Consider the following 16,020-nt stretch of genomic DNA (forward strand, 5'->3'; position numbering starts at 1 on the left):
ATATTTTGATCGCAAACATGGATAAAAATATGATCTCAACATCTCAATTAATTTATAAATTAAACCTGCAAACAAAATTTCTAGAAAAGCATCTTAATTTACCACCTGGTTTCGGCAAAGAGCTATTGGCGAAAGCGATTTATCAATGTTTTAATTTTGAAGATCTATCCTCGACAATTTCAGACGAAGGAGTAAAGATAAAGCTTTCTTACTTATTAGAGAACAATGGGCTTAAATATATACTCATCTGTGAAATCGATGATCAACACCTCATTAATGAACTTCATCAAGAAATAGAAAAAATGGCTCTTCGAATCGAAGAGCAGGTAATAATAAACATCACAAGAGTTCAGTTAATATCAATTTTATATAAACTTTTTGGTCTTGAAAATGAGTCAAAATACATAATTGAAGCAACTGAGCTTAACTTTAAATGGCAGCCTTATTTTCAAACATTATCAAATAACAAATCAGTTTTATTCTCTGATTTGCAACTGAATAGCGTACCTTTTCGCTTAATTGCTACTAAATTTAAATTAACTGAATTATCAGTTGATACTTTTGTTGAGCAAATAAAAAGTGAAATTAAACAATCTGACAATGTTGCTTATGAAAACATCGAACCTCACATCGACTGGTTCATACACTCTACAGCTCTTTTAACAAAAGCTGATAATGGTAATCCAGATGAGATACCTACCCATTTTAATATAGATGGAGATGAATATACTGTATTTGGTTTCCCGCTCTGCCCAACAATTCCATTGAAAAAAACTGAACCATTACCGGAAATAAATTTCTTAATAAAAAGCACCACAGAAAAACAGACGTTTATCTTAAATATTGCCCAGCAAAAACTAACTTTAGAATGCCAGATCATAGATGATATTGAGGAAGATCGTATTCGATTACCCAAACTTTGTCATCAAATTAAAAACAACCTCCTAAGTCATGAAGATGCGTGTCTTTTTCCAATTAAATTTGAATTAGGTTTATGTTTTTTTTGGGTTAGACCATTTGCTCATGTCGATTTTCTTGAGAATGCATTATGACAAAAACATTTTTAAAAAAAGCAACGATATTATCTGTTTTTGAATTTCAAGGTGACGAGAAAAAACTTTTTGGAAAATTTCTCTTGGGTTTTGTTATCAAAGATGAAACTAATCGTTTTGAGAACAATTTTCGAGTTATAACGTCATCCATTGATTCTCAAGAGCGATCTAAATATACAACGAAAAGTGGCAACACCTATGTCGTAAACGCTGAAGCCGAAAAGTTAGATATTACGTTTGCTGAATATGTACTGATGAGCGATTGCTTGTTTTCACCTGACGAGATATTACACATGAGACAAGCTTCACAAAGAAATGATGAACGTAAGCTACATTGAGTAAACTAATGAAAAATAAAAGAGCAATAATAGTATCAATTGATCATCTCAATAAAACTTTGAAGTCAAAAGAACTAATTGCCTAGAAGCACTTGAAGCCGATTCAGATAGTAATGTGTTACTTCCATTTCAGAAATATAATCTTGGTGAATATTTCGAAGTTGGTGATGAAATTGAATTCAAAAAACAAGGTAAATATGATTTTAAGATTATTAATCTGACTTGTGAGGTTTTAAAGTTCTCTCGGTTTAAGCGAGATCTGATTTCAATAATAAGAAGGTTAGATAATGATAATCACCCACTTAAGCGATGCATTTTATTGAACGAAGATGGTTTTGTTTTATTGTCCGCCAAAAAGTACCCAGAGAAGTTAATATTATTACAGAATCAACAGGAAGCTGAGAAAAATCATGCGAAATTTTGAAGACAAAATTGTGAAAGTTATCTCTAAACTTACTTGTGATGCATGCGGTGAGCAAGCAACCCCTGATGATTTTGAATTTCATGAGTTTATCAGTATTAATCATCCGTGTGGTTATGGGAGTATTCACGGTGATGGTAACCAAATCAGTATTGACCTCTGTCAAAAGTGCTTTAGCGACATGTGCGGTGATAGCTTGACTGTTACTGAGCCTGATACTGAAAACGGTAACAAACTTGAATATCACAATATATTTGATGCTATAACGCAATCAAAAAAGAAGCTAAAAATTTGAAGCACGACAGTGATTTAAAAATTGCAGCAAGAGATATTTTGTCAGCAAATAAAATAATCAATCAAAGTGAGCTTAGTATTGCTCTTAAGCGCGTAGAACAACTTTGGGGTGCTCAATATTATAGCGCTGAGGGCAATGAACTTCATCGTTTGGCTGATTTGATTTGTATTTACGAAGGGAAAAGCTGGAATTTATACATTGATGAAGAGGGTTGTGTATCTGATGATTTTTTGACTGAGCGTGAAAATGGTAGTGAAAAATGATGGGGCTAATAGCCAAATAGATTAACTTTTGGTTAAGAGCCTGAAGTGGTCATACGTACTCTCTAATGAACACCTAATTGAAGACAACTAAGATACGGACGCTTTTAGGCATCCAGCCAAGCGATACTGTTTCTGTTGTAACAGTGCTGTATTTCGTTAAATATTTTCTTTGGTTAGATAAGTAAAAATGTCACTATTTCCATATTTCGACTAGGAAAAGATTATCCTGAGAACCTCAAAAACTACTTGTGTAAGTGTGTACATTAAAAGTAAAAACAAAATCAATGGTATAGAAAGCAATATAATTTGATGTCTTTCATTCTTTAATTTATCACTTAGAGCGTCTATAACTTCTTTAGCTTGCTCAACCTCTTTATCTGAAAACTGTGAATATTTTTCATCGATTTTCATTTTCTTACACACAGCGTCCAAGAGTTCTGCTTCTGCTTTTAGTTTAAAGGCACTACCTAGCGTAGACCAAGCGGAATAATAGTTTTTAGTTGCTTTTGATAGAGACTTGAAACCTTCTAGTAATGGTCGAAATATGCTCATGAATTTCCCTTTTGATAAATATTGAATCGAATAAATAAACTTTGGAGTGATGATACAGCCTGGATTTTAGGCACTTCCTGAATTGTTTCTCCTACTATACTGGTGAAAGTAAATTATTGGAACTGCAACGTTGAAATTAGAATAACCTTTGTTATTAATATGTTAGCGCTTTGTTCTTTAAGCTAATCAACAATTAAATAAGCACATATTACTAGGGAAACTAATAATTGAACAACGAGAGATTAAAGTCCCTCCCACACAAAATTTCGCTGCGATGATTTAATCAGTGTTAGTGAAACAACAATTATTATGCATTTACCAGGTTAGTATTCGTGGGGGATCATTTTTTTTATAACTAAGTAATACTGCAAAAACACTTGATTCCTTGATTTCGTATGTTCTTAAATGTTGATTTATATTGTTTTTAAAAGAATTGTCTATTGGCACATTGTAAGAATCATAATTATATTCAATTGCAGGCAAATTAAATAAGGTTTTAGTTTTAGCTTCATTGTTTAAATCTAAATATCGAATTTTTACTTTAATGTTTTGAGTTGTTTCTATATTAAATTGCTTTGAGAATTCTAGTTGTTTTTCAGATATATCATTTTGTTCAATATTGCTTTTTGCTTGTGCAAAACTTTCATTATCAACTGACCAAGCAAGGTTGTCATGGTATTGAGTGGGTAAAAGGGTTATCACTAAACCAGTGAACTTATCTTGGATAATAAAAAAATAGCATTCATCTTTGATGCTATAAATTAACCAGTGAGTCTTTTCAAAAATAATTTCCTTTCCTGTATTTATAGCTAATCCAAAATCTATGATGTCCGCTATTTCATTAGGCTCTAATAAAGTTCTTTGTTTTATTCGTTGCAATGCATGATTAGAGAAGTATGAAAATCTATGTCGCATAACCTTATCCTCAGTGTGTTAACTCAAATGTCTCCTATTAAATAAACACGTCTATAACCATGAAATTAACAAAATAAATAAAAAATTGTTAATTGCGTATTCTCATGACTTTGATCACCGATTCTCATCAGCTTTGATCACTTGATTTATCATTTTGTAGAGCCATTCTTAAACTAACTTAACTGATCATCATCAGTCAATTTATTTAACTGTTTTCGTATCGATTCTCCTTTTAAATTCACCTTGATTGCACCATGAATAAGCCTGTCTAAAATAGCATCAGCGTGCGTTGATTCTCCGATCATTTCATGCCAGTTTTCCTGTGGTAACTGACTAATAATGATGTGTGATTTATAACCATACCTCGCATCAATTAATTCAAGTAAGTCACTTCTCTGTTGAGCACTGAGTGGCTCAAGCCCCCAATCATCTAAAATAAGTAAGTCGACTTTAATGAGTTTACTCAGTAACTTTCGATAACTGCCATCGGCCTGTGCTAGGAATAGACTTTCAAGTAATTCTTTTAGCCGAATATAAAAAACGCTTTTACCTTGTAGGCAATGTTCATGGCCTAAGGCACACGCTAGGTATGTTTTGCCACAACCTGTTGCGCCCGTGATTAATATATTCTGATGTAAACTCAGCCAGGTACTTTGGCTGAGACTACGTATTTGCGTTTTATCTAGGTTGCGCTTCGGCGAGTAAATGAGTTGGTTTAATTGACCCGGTAACCTGAATTTAGCTTGTCGTACAAGTCGATCGATTTTTCTTTCATCACGTGTATCAATTTCATGTGTGAGCAATAAACTGATGCGCTCTATAAAGCTTTGCTCTTGATATAGGTTTGGCTGTTCAAGCTGTTGCTTGAGTGCTTGCTTTATACCCGATAACTTGAGCAGTTGAAGTTGCTGATTAATGGTGTCTATCATGTTGGTATTCCTTAATGGTAGTAATCTGTGCCACGTATGTTGCTATGTTTGACTGATTTTTCTGGCTCTGTTTGCTGTGTGGGTAAGGGTTGCTGATCTAACCCTTTTTTTTAATATCTGTTTAATTGATCTAAGCGTGGTCGTATTCATACTGATTGCCCGATAACATGCTTGTTCGAGGCGTGGTTTTGAGTAGGTTTTAGCTAAACTCAACACGCCTAAACAGCTGCGGTAAGCTTGCTCAGGATGGCGTTTTCTATTAAGCAGTAATTCAACAACCTGATGGGTATAATCACCGATACTCAATGCCCATGAGCGTAAGTTTATTGGTGACTGCTCATGCTGTTTTTGATGCGCCTTTGGCATATGATGTGCCTGTGTTGTATGTCCGCCTAAACGGTTCGACCTTGGATGTTGCGCAATCAAGGTATCGTGATGATAAAGCTGTACGAGTTGATTGGTGATGTGTGCACGCAATTGTTTCTTAACCCATTGATGTGGCACGCTGTAGTAGTGTTTTTCTATGTCAACATGATAATCAATGTGTACACGCACCGTTTTGATTTGTGTGTATTGATAAGGGTTCTCAGGCAATGGTTTTAATGCATTTTTATCGACTAAATCAAATAGCTGCTTGCGTGATTGTTGGTATTGCTTCATCACCTTATTGTTCATCACGTCAAGTAACTTTGCTATTTCATGATTTAATTGCGCTAAACTATAAAAGGTTTGGTGACGCAAACGCGCCATGATCCAACGCTCTACAATTTGTACACCGACCTCAGCTTTGGATTTATCTTTGGGTTTATAAGGTCTAGCGGGTATGACAGCGACATTAAAGTACTCTGCTAGCTGGTGGTATGTCGGGTTTAGGTCAGGCTCGTAGCGACAAGTTTTACTCACCGCACTTCTGAGGTTGTCGGGAATAACAACGTCAGGAACACCACCTAAAAACTCAAAGCAACGGGCATGACTCATCACCCAATCTTCAAGTTGTTGACTATAGGTTGCCTCAGCATAGGTATAATTTGATGCGCCTAGTACAGCAACAAATACCTGAGCGGTACGTTTTTCCTGTGTCGTAGGGCAAGTGATGGCAATTGTGGGACCACAATAATCGACAAACAGTTTTTCACCGCCTTTATGCTGCTGACGCATGGATAGCCGCTGCGTACCTAACCACTGCTTATAAGCACGGCAGAAGTGACTGTAGCTGTAATAAGGCTCGCCCACTTTTTCAAGTAACTCATCAAACACGAGCTGCAATGTTAAGAGTTTATGTTGTTTTAAATCCTTATTGATACTTAACCAATCAGGCGTTGGGTATCTTTTCTTACGTGTTGAGAAGCGCCTTAGTTTGGTATTGAGAAACGAATTTTGTTGCTGCTCCTCTGGAATTGGCCATTGATTAAAGCCTAATTCATTCGCCTTTTTAACATAATTTGCGACGGTGCCAGGCGAAATATTTAAGCTTCTTGCGATCTCTCGATGAGATAACTTTGCTGAGTACTTCAGCCGTAAAATAGAATGTAATTTACTCATAGATATAGGTTTTGTTGCCATTATTGTTATCCTCACCAAACGATTTAGATAACGGTTTAACATACCTACAAAAATTGATAAAACATGAACTCAGTGACGAGTGGTATTAAGCTTTGATCGGCAAAATCATTAAGAGCACAAAAGTGATCATTTACAAGTGATTTTAGTGATCAAAGCTTAATGAGAATAAGCGATCAAAGTTAATGCCATTGGGTGATCAAAGCTGGAGAGAATATGCAGTTAATTTTACGATACCCATTATGTTTGAACTTCTGATATTAAAACTTATTGAGGCTCAACAAAATGGCAAAAGGACATACATATGAAAAATGGCAAGAATTAGGCTATCAAGTTAAAAAAGGTCAGAAAGCGGCTTATCGATTTTACGGAAATAACATATTTACTCGTGATCAAGTTGTAAATGTAGACGAGGATGATGAAGAGAGTGAATATCATAACCACTGTTTCAATTGTCAATGGCCGTTGATAGCTTATCTGAAGCTCAATGCGATGAATGTAATTGGTTAATTTGTTCTAATTGTCACTCTTGTGGTTGTGATTATAAACATAATTAAAAAATAATTTTAAATCAATTGTTAACTTTGCTATCAACACAATGTTTCTCTTTATGAACAGACAAACTTAGGTAATTAAACTTAAGTTATTTATAAAAGAGAGACAACTATGCATTATCAAAATACAAATTCCAATAAAAGTAACTGGATGCCAAAACCATTAGGTAGAAAAGGCGATTTAAATAGCTGGATTGAACGAATGGAGCAAGCTTGCCCAAACCCAAAAAAGGGGCAAGTGGTATGGTTAGAAAATGATAAAAATTCAATTGGTTATAAAGTTTTGGGCTTCAAAAAAAATGGCTCTACCATTTGGCAAAGAGGTCAAATTATTTGGCATTAGAGTAAATAGCCTGTAAATTAATACAATCATCTATTTGTATCAAAACAACAGGCACCACATGGGCACAAGCAACAAAGAACTTGCACATTATGCACTATTAATAAAAAAGTCAGCATATAGAAGAATACAAGATGCTAACCGTGAAAACTTTATAGAGGATGTCATTCAAGAAGTGTTTTTAAAGTTACATAAACAAAATTTTTTTGAAAAGAATACATTTGATTCTGAAGAGAGTAAAAAGCAGATTTACTCCTATATAAACCTGACCGTTAATACCTGTTATATGGATCAGTTAGGCTTACTGGGTATCAATAGAAAGCTAACAAAAGCAGAAAAGCAATCATCAGGTAACAAGTATGAAAATATTCAGAATAGCGTGATAGAAGATGTTTGTGAAAGCGAAATAACTTTGGCTCCTGTTCAAACACCTGAGCAAGTTACTTTTGTAACCGAAGCTTACCATTGGATTAAGCAATGTTATAACTCGTTAGTTTCTAATGTAAATGACGCGAATAGAAAAACATTTTTTGAAGCAGCCTTTTGGCAACTTAGTTATTACAACATGCCTGTAAAAGCATTAGCTGGGCATTTGGGGTATTCGTCAAGTAACCCAACCCAAGAAATAAAGCGATTTGTCGAAAAGGTATCAATGTGTACACAGCCACATGGTGTTACTTTGAATAATGCGAATGAGCAAATAGAATTTTTACGCGAACAAATAGAGAATGCTGAGGGCGGTTCATGAAACCAATAGATATTACTAAACAAATTTTAGCAATGCATGAAGACGAAGTGATGAACAACATGCTAGAAGAAGTAAAAAATGAATTAAAAGACACTATACCTAGCGACATACAAGCCACATTAGATGCATGTATGCAAAAGCTAAGTAATGAAGGTGACGTGACTCCTAGTAATGTTCTTTCCTTTAAGCCTAAAAGTACACCATCAATCATTAGTTTTGCTGAAACAGAGTTACTCGCCGCTTCAGGTAAATCATTGGCGGATTGGTTTTCTCAACCTATTAATTTTGCTGGTGTTGGCTTTATTCTTGATATACGTCGTGTATTCGGTACAAAAGACGAAATAGATTTGTACCTTTCACCTACAGATTCAGAAAGAATGAGTGCGTCTTTTGATGTTTATAAAGGAAAATCTCTAAAATTAACTATCACAAATAACGATAAGCCTTTATTAACTGCTGAGTTATATATTGATGATACAGGTCAAGAGGCTGAAGGAAGTGGACAATTAATTGATCTTGATGGTACGCCTGTGCAAGGTAAAATATCTATAGATATTGAAGTAATAGAATAGATGGTGCATATCTTAACGAGCACACAAACTATTATAAAAATTATAGTGCGTGCACAAGTAACACGAGAAGCAGAGCAGGCTGTTCATGCAAGTCTTGGTCTTAAACTAAAAAAACACTAACAACAGAGTCTTTTGGTGAGCAGTCTACATATTTAGACTCTGCTGCAATAGCTTCATTCACAGCATTAAACCCTATTGACCAGAAACGTAAGTATAAAAGTAATATTAACTTACAAGCTATAAATAGTGATACTTTCAACTTTACTGGCGGTAGCAGTAGCAGTGGTTTAGGGTACTCTTTAGCTCTTTTTATTAGTTGGTGGCAGGACATTCTAAAAAAGAACGTTGTAAATAATTGCCCAATATTTGCTACTGGTGAAGTCAGTAATACAGGAGAGGTTTTTGAGATAGGGTTTATCGAAGAAAAACTTCAATCATTATGTGATTATGTAGAAAAAAACAGTGTTGTCAGTCCCTTTTATGTCTGTTATCCCCTTGCAAATGATAGAGATATTCAATCTTCTACTAAAGAGCGTATTCAAAATATTGGGGGGCGGTTAATTAGTGCTAAATGCATTCAAACTATTTTAGAAGAGTTAATTGGAGATGATTATGACGGTAATCCAAATAGTCGATGGGAGCCTTTTAAAGATTAGAGCAAAGTTCACTAAAGGATATAAACTACTCATTTATAGATTAATAAAAATAAAATAGCCCATTTTACTTTTTCTGATTCAGGTTACACCTTCAAGTTTAAAAATATTAATATTTTTGTTAATTCTGTAGTCTTCAGCTCGTTTGTTTACTTAACCAGTAAATAAACGAGATGAAAAATGAAAATATATCCAATATCAAAAAGTGAAGAAGCCATATCAGATAATGATTATTGCTATGGTATTGATTTAGGTACGACATACAGTCTTTTAGCTAAAGTAGACTTTAAAGATGTTGATTTTGAATCATGCAATAAAATCCCCGTTAATTTTGTAAAAATCAAACAAGAATCTCCTTACCCATATGACACTTCTATAGAAGATGAAAAGGTCGCATCAATTGTTTCAATGGTTGATAACAAAATCTATGTAGGCAATAACTTATATCACCTAAAAGGCCATCCCGACTTTAATTATAAAGAAAACATATTTTATCAGTGGAAAGTAGAAATGGGAGTAGACGTAACTCCTATGTACCCAGATGCTATTGATCAACGATTAAATATGCCCTACAAAGTAGCAAGCCTAATTATGAAATATATGCAGGCTATGCACTTAAAATCAAAAGATGAAACCTTAAAAAACACAGTAATTACTGTCCCCGCATCATTTCAGGTTAATCAACGTAGAGATACGATTAAAGCGGCTAAAGATGCTGGAATAGAGTTATCTAACAGAATGTTAATTGATGAGCCAAACGCAGCGTTTCTTGGCTATTTTAATCGATTAAGCGAAACCTCGAAACAGTCGTGGGCAAAAGATGTAACTAACAAAAACATCCTTGTTTTAGATTTTGGTGGTGGAACATTAGATCTATCCATACTTAATGTGAGTTTTAATAAGGAAACAGGGATTTGTATTGGCAATAAAGCCATTTCTCGCTACAACGACTTAGGTGGCAATGATTTAGACCTGCTCATCGCGGAACAATTTTTGTTTCCAAAACTACAAGAATCAAATGATATATTTAAAAATATTACTCTACATAACATCCAGACAAAAATACTTCCTCAACTAACGGTTGTAGCTGAAAAAATCAAAAAAGGTATTTGTGAAAAGTTAAGTTTAAAAGCCGTTGATGAAGATGTTAGAACTCTTGAGCTAAATAGTATCAAGTACCAATTATCTAACTGTGTTGTGAGTTATGATGATGCGACATATTGTTTAGATAATGTTGAAATTGACGGTGATGAGTTTGATCGTATTTTTAGTCATATATTCACGGGTAAAAAATATAGCTTTGATCTTTGCGACAAAAGTTTAACACCAATTAGTCAATCGATAACTGATGTTATTGAAAAATCTGATCTAGCTCTTGATGATATCCGCTATGTACTTTACGTGGGAGGTAGTAGCTTTAACCCATTATTGAAGTCATATGTTAGTGAAAAACTAATAAATGCAGAAGCGTTATTAACAAATGAACCAGACAAATTGGTTGCAGAAGGTGCTGCAATCTATTCATATTTTTATCATGCTCGTGGCGTTTCTTTAATTAATCCAATTACAAGTGATTCTATAGGTATTCGTATTAAAGGAGACGAGTTTCATCCAATTATAGAAAAAAGCCAACCTCTACCAATTGATGTTCAGCTTCCTAATTTTGAAATCCAATCAGAAACACAAAAAAGCATAGTTGTACCCGTTTGTATAAATGGAATTGATTTTCCTATCGGAGAAATTCGTTGTGAGCTTAAAAAGAGTTTCCCTAAAAATGCGGAAGTACAAATAAAAGCATCTATTAGTCAGGATAAACTATTTGATATAGCAATTTATATTGATGATGAGTTTATAGATTCAGCTCAAATTGATAATCCATATAGCATCGGAATGGTCGGAAAAGACCAACTAGATATATGCGAATTAAAATTAAAAATCAATAAATCCAAACAGGAAGGAGATAAAAACAAAGAAAGGCAGTCACTTAGACAGTTGATATGGAAACATTCAGTTGTAGATAACTATATTGGCATGGTGGAAACCGCTGAAGAATATATAAGGCGTTTTGATGACCAAGATTCTTCTGTTTGGAACATGATCTACTGTGGGAACTCAGGGTTAGGCAGAGATACTATGGCTAGAAATGGCTTAAAGAAAGCAATAGAAATATCACCTGATGAACCCTCATATATTTATAACTATTCATTAATACTAGAGCGAGAATCAAGCATCAAAGCTTTAGAGTTTTTAGATAAACAAGTTGAAGATGTTAAAAGTGATACAACGGTAATGTTAAAAATATTTTTACTTAAATATGATGTAAATAAAGTTTCAAGCACCTTGATAGAGCACAGCAAAACGGAAGCAAAAAATATAGTAGGAGAATATAAATCCACGCCATATATATTTTCATCATTTGATAAACAATGCCTATTACCCAAAGTATTTAAAATTGCAGGAGAGGCATTTTCTTATGTCACACCAAGCTCTACTAAACATATAGAAGATGAAAATAGTTATTTGCATTTTAAAGCCGAAGAGATGGAGGAATAATTATGTTCTTAGTACCTTATAACAAATTATCAGACGATCAAAAATTGATCATTCGTAAAGTATCCCGTGAAGATAAAAACTTGTTCGTTGAAGGACCACCAGGTTCAGGAAAAACGCTGATCAGTTTATATACCCTAAAAGATATGGTGAGAAGCCAAGCGATCAAGCCGTTGTTACTAATATATAACCATAGTTTATACGGATACCTTAGTAGCGCATTAGAAGAAATGGATTTAACCGATAATATTATTATTGCAACTAAAGACATGTATTTCTGGCAACTAGCAAAAGTCAAAAATATTGTTCCTACTGGTAATAATTATGAAGAAAAATATACAAGTCTTTTGAAATCCTTATTAGCTATAGACTTCAACGGAAGTTTTGATATTACAGTCGTAGATGAAGTACAAGATTTGAGAAAAGATGAGTGGGAACTCGTTAAAAAAATAAGTAAGAGAATTACGTCTTTAGGGGACTTTAATCAAGGTATTTATAAAACAGATCTAACTAAACCTGACGTTGTAGAAGGTGGGGTGACTGAAGAGTTAACAGATATTTTTAGATTCCATAAAAATATTGCAAAAACGGCTCAGTTATTCTCAAAAAGTAAAGAAACACTTGAAGATAAGGTGAGTAGAATTGAGCAAAATGACGTTCAATTACTCGATGTAGATAGTAAAGATGAAGTTAAAACAATTGCAGATATTATTAGGTCTTTAAAGCATCAACATGGGCGAATAGGTGTTATATCCCATAACCATGAACATCTCAGGGGCTTACAAACCGAGCTTCAAAGTTTAAATATTGAATCTGCATATTTTAGAGATAACAAATCATTAAGAAAACATGATTTTAGCTCTGAGTTACCTTTGTTAGTTACCAGTCACAGTGCTAAGGGTTTGGAGTTTGAACATGTTATTTTGTTTGGCTTTAATGAAGAAGACATAAACATAAAAGCGCTCAGAAAACAGGGGGTCTTAGAAGATATTATTTATGTTTCGTTAACGAGAACGAATACTAATTTATATATTATTCGCAACTCAGAAACTATTAATGAATTACAAAAGATAGATGTTGAGACAAGTGATAATGATTTTACTATAGATGATATATTTTAAGGAGTTGATGATGACAAAAATTTATTTATCTCACGATGAGGTAGAGCAGTTAATTTTTAAAAAAATGTTGTGGATATCAACTCAAAGACTAGGCATTAAAAGAGCGCAGGGTTTATATAGTGTTGCTTTGATGGCAGATGAACAAGACCTTCATTGTAACAATGATACTGTAATAGTATTCATGTCTAGTGTTCATAAATTTGAAATTGCTGAAGCAGATAAAAATTTATTTTTAAATCACTACCATTTACCTTTGGGCTTACTTTTACTTAAAAAAAGAAAGGTTAGAGATTTAGCTGAAAACTCATTAGGACCACAAAGTACAACCCATATAAATAACATAGAGTTAAGCGATAAAATCAATCGTTATGCTGCCATTAGGCGAGCTTTTATTAAGTTGTTCCATGTTGCTATAAATAGTCAGATTAGCGAGTCATGCTTGGCAACAAAGTATATAACTTATTTAAACGCTTTTGAAAATTTATCTAAATTTCAATATAAATTAATCTTTGCAGTTTTAAACCATAAAAAACTTCCTGAAGAAATTGTATCAATAAAGGATAAAAGCTTTTCATCAACATCTTTTTACCAGTGGGTTTGGTGGGGGAAGTTTCTCGTTGATAACTTATTGAACGAAGGGCTAAACGAAATGCAATTAGCGGAGCATAAAAGCTGGTTAAAGCATTTTGACCCAGACAGTTTTAAAGGTATTGATTCTGTCGTCTTAAATGTTCCATTTAAATTTGAGCAAGATTTTCCAATTATTTTGGGCTATTACTTAGCGATAAATAACAACCTTGATTTAACAGAAGATAATCATGACTCAACAAAGAGCAAGTTAAAGAAATTAAATGCAGAATATAACGAGGAAATATTCTTTTGGAAGCATTTTTTCCAATCGTTTTTTGTAGATCAAATTGATTATGTATATCCAATACAAAACATTCAGTACGAATTTTATAAAATGGAAATGAATGCTTATAAAGTTATTTTTGGAAAAAATGATTTAGACGAACGAGTAGGTTTACATCCTATATCTTTACCTGAAAATTCTTTAGACACTTTTGTTAAGTCATATCATGCATTAAAAGATGGGATTGATGACAATGAAGTTAATATCGCAAGTATGGAGCAAATACATGAGGTATTTAATAAGTCGGTACTGTTTGGTGATAATAGAAAAAATGTAGGGTTCATTTTTAATCAACCAACATTAAAAACATTTTTAGCTAATTACATTCAAATAAATGATGACTCATTCACTCTTCATCAGAGTAATCAAGTAGAGCAAGTTGTGTATTATGAAAATCAGGTTACTTCTTTACCCATAAAAGTTAAAAAGAAACCAATTCATTCAATTATTAATCCTGATAAGCGCGTTCTGTTTGGAGTGATAACAGGTGAAAACTTTAATGCTCTAATAGATATGTATGCTTACATATTAGAAAACTCAGTTAACCATGATATTAGTGAGATTTTATTTATTTGGTTAGTAGATAAAGAAAAGTCTGAATTACACAGTGCAGCTTTTGAACAAGAAAAGAATGTTTTAAACATGAGGCTTGACGTTTTATTTAATCAGAAAGTAAAAATTTTCACTAAGAATGTCAATAATCATAATGACTCAGAGATCATTCGCGTTATTAAGCATATCGTTGGTGAATATAAATTAAAAGAAATTGAAGTGATTGATACTGATTTTGGCATAGAGCAGGCTCATTGGTTGGTTGAATCTACCTATGATCATACGCTAGTAGATGATGCGATGGATTATTCGGTATTATCACTTGGTAGTTAACTTATTTATTTTCAAGGGATTAAAGTGTTTTTATAAAAGCATAACAATAAATTTAAAATAAATTGTTAATTTTACTCTTAATAGATCGTTTCTCTTTATGAAGTCACAAACTTAGGTAATAAGACTTAAGTTAACAATATAAAGAGAGCCTATTATGTATAACTATCAAAATGAAATTTCAAAGAAAGACGGTTGGATTGCTAAACCATTAGGAAGAAAAGGTGATTTAAATAGTTGGGTTGAAAGGATGGAAGCTGCTTGCCCAAACCCAAGTAAGGGACAAGTTGTTTGGTTAAATAATGATAAAAAATCTACCGGGTATAAAGTGTTAGGCTTCAAAAAAAATGGAGATGTGATTTGGCAAAGAGGACAGGTTATTTGGCACTAGACATTTGTTAAGGATATCGAAAAATCTACTTATTTGGCTTCAAAAGTATAATTGAGTGGGTCAGAAAGTTAGCTTAATTCAGATTAAAAAACTTTGACAAAGAGTGAAAAATGACTAAATCGATAATCACAGAACTTTTTGACAGAATACCAGAAGGTGATTCAGATGCAGAATGGATAGAATTTTTTATACAGGTTGAATCTATTGCAACTAACGGAAATTGTGAAAGACAACCTGAAGTACAAATGATCATGGCTTTATTGTATGAAAATGGCTTAGGTGTTTTGAGAGATATACACAAAGCGATAAATTGGTATACAAAAGCCGCTGACTTGGAAGTAGCTGAAGCACAATATTTACTTGGAGAGCTTTACGATAATCACTGTTATGTAATTGAAGATTACAAAAAAATATGTTTTAAGTGGATAAAAAAAGCAGCTGAACAAGGGCATGTGAAAGCCCAATATAAACTTTCCTTTATTTACTATTATGGTCGTGGAGTTCACGAAGATCATAAGCAAGCGGTAAAATGGTGCAAAAAAGCAGCCGAGCAAGGCTATTTGCCCGCACAGCGAAATCTTGCTGAAGAGTACTCTTGGGGGGGCACTCTTAAAAAAGACTTTTCTAAGGCAGTTGAGTGGTATGAGAAAGCTGCAAAACAAGGGTGTAATCAAGCTCAATGGTCTCTCGGTGAATTATATGAAGGTGGATTGGGGGTTAAACAGAATTATCCTCTCGCGTATTCCTTGTTTAATGCAGCAGCTAAACAAGGATGTAGTGAGGGAGTTCGCTATAGAGATATGCTTGAAGAAAAAATATCAGCAGAACAAGTTGCAGAAGCGAAAGTGCTGGAAGTAATGTGGCAATCAAACAAAGTTTCGGGTGATACTTGATTGTAACTATGTTGATGGGCAGTTGGTTTTATTCAAAAGTAGGATGAATTTACGCTTTTTATCTGTTTTAATTGTTTA

General features: G+C 33.6%; 16 protein-coding genes and 1 pseudogene. 13 read left to right on the forward strand and 4 right to left on the reverse strand.

Annotated elements, in window-relative coordinates; translation table 11 throughout:
• The first annotated feature begins 29 nt into the window (after nucleotides 1–29).
• From FGD67_RS21320 to FGD67_RS21335, 4 genes are all read left to right on the forward strand, one after another.
• Entirely contained in the window at nucleotides 30–1,052 is a 1,023-nt protein-coding gene (locus FGD67_RS21320; RefSeq protein WP_257173020.1) for a DUF1648 domain-containing protein, read from the forward strand.
• A complete protein-coding gene (locus FGD67_RS21325) occupies nucleotides 1,049–1,390 on the forward strand; it encodes a hypothetical protein (RefSeq protein ID WP_257173021.1) in 342 nt (113 codons plus the stop codon). The genes FGD67_RS21320 and FGD67_RS21325 overlap by 4 nt, the downstream gene beginning before the upstream one ends.
• 410 nt (nucleotides 1,391–1,800) lie before the next feature.
• Nucleotides 1,801–2,106: a hypothetical protein gene (locus FGD67_RS21330; protein WP_257173022.1), complete on the forward strand. Its 306-nt coding sequence runs from the start codon at nucleotides 1,801–1,803 to the stop codon at nucleotides 2,104–2,106.
• A 38-nt stretch (nucleotides 2,107–2,144) separates the two neighbouring features.
• Nucleotides 2,145–2,369, forward strand: a complete 225-nt coding sequence (locus FGD67_RS21335) for a hypothetical protein (protein WP_257173023.1) — start codon at nucleotides 2,145–2,147, stop codon at nucleotides 2,367–2,369.
• A gap of 210 nt (nucleotides 2,370–2,579) precedes the next feature.
• Here FGD67_RS21335 and FGD67_RS21340 read toward each other — a convergent pair whose 3' ends face one another.
• From FGD67_RS21340 to istA, 4 genes and pseudogenes are all read right to left on the reverse strand, one after another.
• Nucleotides 2,580–2,921, reverse strand: coding sequence for a hypothetical protein (locus FGD67_RS21340; RefSeq protein WP_257173024.1), 342 nt, complete (start codon nucleotides 2,919–2,921; stop codon nucleotides 2,580–2,582).
• Nucleotides 2,922–3,236: 315 nt separating this feature from the next.
• The gene (locus FGD67_RS21345; protein WP_257173025.1) at nucleotides 3,237–3,836 is read right to left on the reverse strand and encodes a hypothetical protein; all 600 of its coding nucleotides are present in this window, start codon (nucleotides 3,834–3,836) and stop codon (nucleotides 3,237–3,239) included.
• A 173-nt stretch (nucleotides 3,837–4,009) separates the two neighbouring features.
• Nucleotides 4,010–4,765, reverse strand: a complete 756-nt coding sequence (gene istB / locus FGD67_RS21350) for an IS21-like element helper ATPase IstB (protein ID WP_257172654.1) — start codon at nucleotides 4,763–4,765, stop codon at nucleotides 4,010–4,012.
• A gap of 11 nt (nucleotides 4,766–4,776) precedes the next feature.
• Nucleotides 4,777–6,328: pseudogene (gene istA, locus FGD67_RS21355) on the reverse strand (IS21 family transposase).
• A gap of 282 nt (nucleotides 6,329–6,610) precedes the next feature.
• Here istA and FGD67_RS21360 point away from each other — a divergent pair.
• The 9 genes from FGD67_RS21360 to FGD67_RS21400 all read left to right on the forward strand — a co-directional run bounded on the left by FGD67_RS21360 (nucleotide 6,611) and on the right by FGD67_RS21400 (nucleotide 15,942).
• A complete protein-coding gene (locus FGD67_RS21360; RefSeq protein WP_257173026.1) occupies nucleotides 6,611–6,835 on the forward strand; it encodes an ArdC family protein in 225 nt (74 codons plus the stop codon).
• Nucleotides 6,836–6,991: 156 nt separating this feature from the next.
• Entirely contained in the window at nucleotides 6,992–7,222 is a 231-nt protein-coding gene (locus tag FGD67_RS21365; protein WP_257173027.1) for a hypothetical protein, read from the forward strand.
• A 58-nt stretch (nucleotides 7,223–7,280) separates the two neighbouring features.
• The gene (locus FGD67_RS21370; protein WP_257173029.1) at nucleotides 7,281–7,967 is read left to right on the forward strand and encodes a hypothetical protein; all 687 of its coding nucleotides are present in this window, start codon (nucleotides 7,281–7,283) and stop codon (nucleotides 7,965–7,967) included.
• Nucleotides 7,964–8,539, forward strand: a complete 576-nt coding sequence (locus FGD67_RS21375) for a hypothetical protein (protein ID WP_257173030.1) — start codon at nucleotides 7,964–7,966, stop codon at nucleotides 8,537–8,539. The genes FGD67_RS21370 and FGD67_RS21375 overlap by 4 nt, the downstream gene beginning before the upstream one ends.
• Nucleotides 8,540–9,372: 833 nt before the next feature.
• Nucleotides 9,373–11,745 carry an Hsp70 family protein gene (locus FGD67_RS21380; protein WP_257173031.1) on the forward strand — a complete coding sequence of 791 codons (2,373 nt, stop codon included), beginning with the start codon at nucleotides 9,373–9,375 and terminating at the stop codon, nucleotides 11,743–11,745.
• Nucleotides 11,746–11,747: 2 nt separating this feature from the next.
• On the forward strand, nucleotides 11,748–12,863 hold the full coding sequence (locus tag FGD67_RS21385) for a 3'-5' exonuclease (protein WP_257173032.1): 1,116 nt from the start codon (nucleotides 11,748–11,750) through the stop codon (nucleotides 12,861–12,863).
• Between the two features lie 7 nt (nucleotides 12,864–12,870).
• On the forward strand, nucleotides 12,871–14,661 hold the full coding sequence (locus FGD67_RS21390) for a hypothetical protein (RefSeq protein WP_257173033.1): 1,791 nt from the start codon (nucleotides 12,871–12,873) through the stop codon (nucleotides 14,659–14,661).
• A 154-nt stretch (nucleotides 14,662–14,815) separates the two neighbouring features.
• The gene (locus FGD67_RS21395) at nucleotides 14,816–15,049 is read left to right on the forward strand and encodes a hypothetical protein (RefSeq protein ID WP_257173034.1); all 234 of its coding nucleotides are present in this window, start codon (nucleotides 14,816–14,818) and stop codon (nucleotides 15,047–15,049) included.
• Nucleotides 15,050–15,159: 110 nt separating this feature from the next.
• On the forward strand, nucleotides 15,160–15,942 hold the full coding sequence (locus tag FGD67_RS21400) for a tetratricopeptide repeat protein (protein WP_257173035.1): 783 nt from the start codon (nucleotides 15,160–15,162) through the stop codon (nucleotides 15,940–15,942).
• Nucleotides 15,943–16,020 lie beyond the last annotated feature (78 nt).

The sequence above is a fragment of the Colwellia sp. M166 genome, assembly GCF_024585285.1.
Lineage (GTDB): Bacteria > Pseudomonadota > Gammaproteobacteria > Enterobacterales > Alteromonadaceae > Cognaticolwellia.

Bases quoted from the DNA above. Each gene is read 5' to 3' on its own strand.
- FGD67_RS21395 (WP_257173034.1), top strand. From the start codon at position 14,816: ATGTATAACTATCAAAATGAAATTTCAAAGAAAGACGGTTGGATTGCT.
- FGD67_RS21320 (WP_257173020.1), top strand. From the start codon at position 30: ATGATCTCAACATCTCAATTAATTTATAAATTAAACCTGCAAACAAAA.
- FGD67_RS21390 (WP_257173033.1), top strand. From the start codon at position 12,871: ATGATGACAAAAATTTATTTATCTCACGATGAGGTAGAGCAGTTAATT.
- istB (WP_257172654.1), bottom strand. From the start codon at position 4,765: ATGATAGACACCATTAATCAGCAACTTCAACTGCTCAAGTTATCGGGT.
- FGD67_RS21340 (WP_257173024.1), bottom strand. From the start codon at position 2,921: ATGAGCATATTTCGACCATTACTAGAAGGTTTCAAGTCTCTATCAAAA.
- FGD67_RS21375 (WP_257173030.1), top strand. From the start codon at position 7,964: ATGAAACCAATAGATATTACTAAACAAATTTTAGCAATGCATGAAGAC.
- FGD67_RS21345 (WP_257173025.1), bottom strand. From the start codon at position 3,836: ATGCGACATAGATTTTCATACTTCTCTAATCATGCATTGCAACGAATA.
- FGD67_RS21385 (WP_257173032.1), top strand. From the start codon at position 11,748: ATGTTCTTAGTACCTTATAACAAATTATCAGACGATCAAAAATTGATC.
- FGD67_RS21400 (WP_257173035.1), top strand. From the start codon at position 15,160: ATGACTAAATCGATAATCACAGAACTTTTTGACAGAATACCAGAAGGT.
- FGD67_RS21360 (WP_257173026.1), top strand. From the start codon at position 6,611: ATGGCAAAAGGACATACATATGAAAAATGGCAAGAATTAGGCTATCAA.
- FGD67_RS21330 (WP_257173022.1), top strand. From the start codon at position 1,801: ATGCGAAATTTTGAAGACAAAATTGTGAAAGTTATCTCTAAACTTACT.
- FGD67_RS21370 (WP_257173029.1), top strand. From the start codon at position 7,281: ATGGGCACAAGCAACAAAGAACTTGCACATTATGCACTATTAATAAAA.
- FGD67_RS21365 (WP_257173027.1), top strand. From the start codon at position 6,992: ATGCATTATCAAAATACAAATTCCAATAAAAGTAACTGGATGCCAAAA.
- FGD67_RS21380 (WP_257173031.1), top strand. From the start codon at position 9,373: ATGAAAATATATCCAATATCAAAAAGTGAAGAAGCCATATCAGATAAT.
- FGD67_RS21325 (WP_257173021.1), top strand. From the start codon at position 1,049: ATGACAAAAACATTTTTAAAAAAAGCAACGATATTATCTGTTTTTGAA.